The sequence below is a fragment of the uncultured Winogradskyella sp. genome, assembly GCF_963975125.1.
Taxonomy (GTDB): Bacteria; Bacteroidota; Bacteroidia; order Flavobacteriales; family Flavobacteriaceae; genus Winogradskyella.
Genome location: NZ_CAXBGB010000130.1, coordinates 1 through 4943, shown reverse-complemented (window position 1 = coordinate 4943; position 4943 = coordinate 1). Strand labels below are relative to the sequence as shown.

Annotated in this window: 5 protein-coding genes; 2 read left to right on the top strand and 3 right to left on the bottom strand. The window is 34.7% G+C overall.

Annotated elements, in window-relative coordinates; translation table 11 throughout:
- Together AAC053_RS13545 and AAC053_RS13540 are read right to left on the bottom strand one after the other, a co-directional pair.
- Window positions 1-414, bottom strand: a complete 414-nt coding sequence (locus AAC053_RS13545; protein ID WP_339757711.1) for a nucleotidyl transferase AbiEii/AbiGii toxin family protein — start codon at window positions 412-414, stop codon at window positions 1-3.
- On the bottom strand, window positions 411-1202 hold the full coding sequence (locus AAC053_RS13540) for a type IV toxin-antitoxin system AbiEi family antitoxin (RefSeq protein ID WP_339757709.1): 792 nt from the start codon (window positions 1200-1202) through the stop codon (window positions 411-413). Before AAC053_RS13540 ends, AAC053_RS13545 begins: the two co-directional genes overlap by 4 nt.
- Window positions 1203-1274: 72 nt before the next feature.
- Between AAC053_RS13540 and AAC053_RS13535 the strand changes: the two genes are divergently transcribed.
- Complete coding sequence (locus AAC053_RS13535) at window positions 1275-2345, top strand: hypothetical protein (protein WP_339757706.1); 1071 nt, start codon at window positions 1275-1277, stop codon at window positions 2343-2345.
- A gap of 686 nt (window positions 2346-3031) precedes the next feature.
- Complete coding sequence (locus AAC053_RS13530; RefSeq protein ID WP_339667208.1) at window positions 3032-4156, top strand: Fic family protein; 1125 nt, start codon at window positions 3032-3034, stop codon at window positions 4154-4156.
- Window positions 4157-4215: 59 nt separating this feature from the next.
- Here the strand turns inward: AAC053_RS13530 and AAC053_RS13525 are convergent.
- Window positions 4216-4943, bottom strand: a 728-nt coding sequence (locus AAC053_RS13525; RefSeq protein WP_339757703.1) for a site-specific integrase, incomplete at its 5' end; no start/stop codon positions are given.

The following is a 4943-nucleotide window of genomic DNA, read 5'->3' as shown; positions in this document are numbered from 1 at the left end:
TCACTGGCGCAATGAAACCGAAAAGCCTGGCGCAATTTGGTCCGAAGTATCCAGTAGGCGTATGTCTTCATATTCTGAAGTAAATCTATAAAACGCTTTTGCTCCGTGACCGCTGATTTTAGTACTACGAGGTTCCTCAAAAAATGTAATTACCTCGCCGATGCGCTCCATAATAGGTTTGATGGGACCTTCCTTAATTTGGACCAAATCAATATCTTCAGAATACCTAGGTGCGGGGTGGAGGTATAGTTTGTGTAATGCCGTTCCACCTCTAAAAGCTAGATTCTCTCGTAGAAAATCATCAGAAAATAACGCTACCAAGGTTCTGCTTATGACCAAATCTTGTTCTACTTGTGAAAATGATTTCCATGGCGCATGTTCTTGCCAAGCTGCTATGTAAGGTCTTGGAATCATATATCGCTCTCTAGTTTGATGTTTACATCTACTTTCCATCTATTGTCAACGGAACCTGGTTTATTTTTAGCGTTAATATCTAATAACACGGGATAAAAACGTCCATTGTTTAAAAAATCATAAATAGTTTTTAATAGGTTGCTTTCGGGCTCTATAAACTCTATAAGATACCCCAGTCTTTGTAGAACGCTCGTATGTGGATACCATTTTAATAAGGACTCCAAATCAGCTTGATTTACCTCTTCCAGGAGTTCTTCAATATTGGCCAGAATTCGATTTAAACCCCCAAATTTTGTTTGATGATAAATTAGGTCAGTAATTGTTAATATTGGGTCGGACACATTAAAATACCCTGCGTCTGATTTTTTCTTTAAGATATTGGATTTAGGCCAATTGGAAAGGGAAATAAACTTAATAATTGTTCCTTCTTTTGATATAGGCAAAAGAGCCGGTTTTTCGGTAATAACATATTCTTTTTGAATTTGTTGATGTGCTGCACCATGAAATTTTGCTGCGGAGTAGCCTCCCAAATAATATCTCCTATTTAAATACACAAACAGTTTGTGTACATAAAGTTGTATTGGGAGTTTGCCCTGGGTTGCATATCTTGGGGGGATAATTAAATAAAAATTCTGTCTTAAGGCAATTATCTCCTTTTTAGCGGTGAGATAGGTTAGTTCTTTTTTTAATGCTGACGCAGGTTTATCAATAGAACCAAGAAGTTCATCCCATGTAAAGGAGTATACTTCTTTTGATTGGCACACTTTTATGTATTCGGATAAATCCAACTTTAGTATTTTTTCGAGTAAATTACCAAATTTTGGGCATAAACTCGAATTTTTACTAAGATATATTTAAAAATGAAAGAAAATAACTTTTCAAGAAGGGAATTGTACAATCTAGTCTGGGAACAACCCATAAGCAAACTTGCGAAAATGTTTAATATAGAACCACAAAGCTTAAAGGATATTTGTGTGGAAAACAAAATTCCGTTACCTAATCGGGGCTATTGGTCTAAGGTTAGGTTCAAGAAAAAAGTAGTTAAAACCTCATTGCCCAAAATGGAGAATAGTCTCGCTCACATAAACCTAAATTCAGGTTCAAAGACCCGGAAATTTAGAACGGATTATCATCAACGAGCCTATGAACTGGAACAACGAAAGGAATTAAAGTTTATAGTTCCTGGAAGCATCTCTATCTACCATCCAATGGTCAGGAGTTCAAAGAAAATCTTGGAAAATATCGATGATAGTAAGGAGAAATTTAAATTCTGGCATGTGTCCCAGGAGAAGGACATATTGCCGATTCATACTGATAAAACATTAAGAACAAGGGCTCTTAGATTTATGAATACACTGATACAAATTGTGGAAGCAATGGGGCATAATATAACATTTGAATATAGTCGCTGTCATGTGGAAATGTTTGGGCAGATGACTGAAATTAACCTAAGACAAAAGATATATAGAATCCGAGATAAAGATGAAAGTGAGTGGGGCCGTGAATCTTGGAAGAAATCGGACAAACTTGAGTTTCAGGCCGGTCCCTCTTTCCGAAGAAAAAATTGGATTGACAAGGATAAACGAAAACTTGAAGAATACCTGTCCGAAATAATAGCTTGGATTGAAAAAGATTGTAAATATTGGCACGATCTTAGGGCCCAACAGGCTATTGAAGAAAATAAAAGATTGTTGCAGGAACAGAAGCTTGAAGCAATTAAAAAGGAAAAAGAATTGGAAGAAGCCAAAGTGGCTCAATTGTTTACAGATGCAGAAAATTGGAACAGGGCAGTAGTAGCGGAGCATTATATTAATGAAATGGAAAAACAGGCTATTCTAAAAAATCAAATGAATCCAAATACTGAGAATTACCTGGCCTGGGCAAAAAAAGTCATAATTAGGTTGAATCCACTAAATGACAAATTTGATTAACTTAAATGTAGAGAACAACTTGAAGAGTATATTGGAGAACGGTACATGTTCAGTATAGTAGACTGTTCATTGTTAATGAACGCCTTTATCTGTTTCCGAAATTAGCTAGCCACAGGGTTTATTTTGAATGATAAATAATGCGTTAAGTATAAAATTGAATCTTAATGAATGACAAATCATACAAATTGGTTTGCAATTAGTGATTTGCTAATTACATCTGAAGCAACACCTTTTTTTTGAGATAATTGGCAAAACTATGCCGGGCAACAGAATTGCTTACATTTTTAGGTTATATAGATATGAACTATAAAATAATTTGAATAGTATTTTCAATAACTCACAGTGTTCATTATATCTTACTGTTCATTGTCCATGAACATAATGAAAAAATGAACGGTTATGATGGAATATCGCAAAAAGGACTTGATTTATGAAGCTATCTCAAAGCTTATTTTGTCTTTTTCTCTATTAACTGTTCGTATACAAATGGACTGATATAAACATTTTACCTTTGGAGTCTAACGAAACAATTATGAATTGTTCGTTTTAAAAAGTTAGTGGGTATTTGCATTAGCGAGCTTCTTATTGTAAAAAATGTACAATATTTTGCATTAGAAATATTCTTATTGCAAATTTTAGCGTTATTTTGCATTAGTAAGAAGGTTAATGTAAAAATAACTACATATATGCAAAACTTTAAATCGGGCACTTATATTAATCAAGGATATTATAAAAGCTTTCAGCCAACAAATATTAATAAAAAGTGGGTTTTAGACGATATGGAGCTAATCCATCTTCTTTCTAAAGCGGATAGGCAGTTGGGCCGTTTGGATATGTATAGTGAACACATTCCGGATATAGACCTTTTTATTAGTATGCACGTTCTTAAAGAGGCTACTCAGAGTAGTAAGATTGAAGGAACTCAAACTAATATGGAAGAGGCATTACTAGATAAGAAAGACGTAAGTCATGAAAATCGGGATGATTGGGAAGAGGTTCAAAATTACATTTCTGCTATGCACAATGCTATAGAAATGCTTGGTAAATTGCCTTTTTCGTCACGTTTAATAAGAGAAACCCACAAAACCTTATTACAAGGTGTTAGAGGAGAACATAAGCTACCTGGTGTTTTTCGTACAAGTCAAAACTGGATAGGGGGTGCATCTATAGACGATGCAGTATTTATACCACCAGTGCATACAAGCATTAATGAATTAATGGGTGATTTGGAGAATTTCGCCCACAACACAGAAGTTTATTTTCCAGATTTACTGAAAATAGCTATAATTCATTACCAGTTTGAAACCATACACCCTTTTTTAGATGGTAACGGTCGTGTAGGCCGTTTATTAATTACCTTATACTTGGTAGATAAGGACATTCTTAAAAAGCCCATTTTATATCTATCTGATTTTTTTGAACGCAATAAAACGCTATACTATGATAACTTAATGAAAGCTAGAACTCATGATGATATTGTACAATGGTTAAAATTCTTTTTGGTTGGTGTTATTGAAACCGCTAAAAAAGGGGTAGAAACTTTTGATGCTATTTTAAAACTAAAGCAAAATTCCGAGTTGAACATACAGACTCTAGGAATAAGAGCTAACAATGCACAAAAAATAATTCAGTATTTGTTTAAACATCCTATGCTCGATGTAGACAAAATTGTTGAGATTACTGAGGTTTCTAAAAGAACGGCCTATCATTTAATTAATGATTTAGAGGAATTAGGAATCTTGAAGGAAATTACTGGAGGTAAGAGGGATAAGCTTTTTACTTTTGATAGCTATTTAAACTTATTTAAATAATGTACAAATTTGTATTTAGGATAAATTTAAATGAATTACTAAACCATTTTATATTTAAGCTATAATAAAACCTCAAGCGCCTTATCTACAATCTCAGTGTCCAGCTCTTTAAGGTAGGCTTGTGTAACAGCTAAATTTTGATGTCCAAGGGATTCGCTAATAACATCGGTGGCCACACCTTTTTGTTTGAGGCAATTGGCAAAACTATGTCGGGCCACATAACTGCTGACATTTTTTGTGATATTGCAAAGTTTAGCTACTTCCTTGAGTTCTATATTATAAATTCCTAACATTTTATGTTTGCGATCAGCAAGTTGGGTAGGGGTATAGTCTTCGCGAAACAACAATGGAAATACATATTTGTTGCCATAACCATGTTCTCGATAATAGTCCAATATTTTCTGAACAGGAGGCATAATGGCTATAGAGAAGTTTCCTTTGGTCTTCGCTCTGGTGTAATAGATGACATTAGCTTCAACATCTTTCCATTCCAAGCACATCATATCGGCAAAATTCATTCCCCTGGTATAGAAGCTAAAAACAAAGTAATTTCTGGTGTTGATTAAATGTGGGTGGTCCGACAAATCTAAATTGATGATACGCAGAATCTCTTCAAAATCCAAAGCACGTTTAAACCCTTTGCCTCTTAGCCTGGATATTTTATAGGTTTTAAATGGATATAGGCTTTCCTTGATGACACCACGCGCTATGGCTTTATTAAATAAGGCCCTGATGGCGCGCATTTTTACACCAACGCCACCATCTGTGCCACCACGCGAGCGGAGAA

What these genes read in the sequence shown, in the direction of transcription:
- AAC053_RS13545 (WP_339757711.1), bottom strand. Translation starts at nt 414, where the DNA reads ATGATTCCAAGACCTTACATAGCAGCTTGGCAAGAACATGCGCCATGG.
- AAC053_RS13530 (WP_339667208.1), top strand. Translation starts at nt 3,032, where the DNA reads ATGCAAAACTTTAAATCGGGCACTTATATTAATCAAGGATATTATAAA.
- AAC053_RS13535 (WP_339757706.1), top strand. Translation starts at nt 1,275, where the DNA reads ATGAAAGAAAATAACTTTTCAAGAAGGGAATTGTACAATCTAGTCTGG.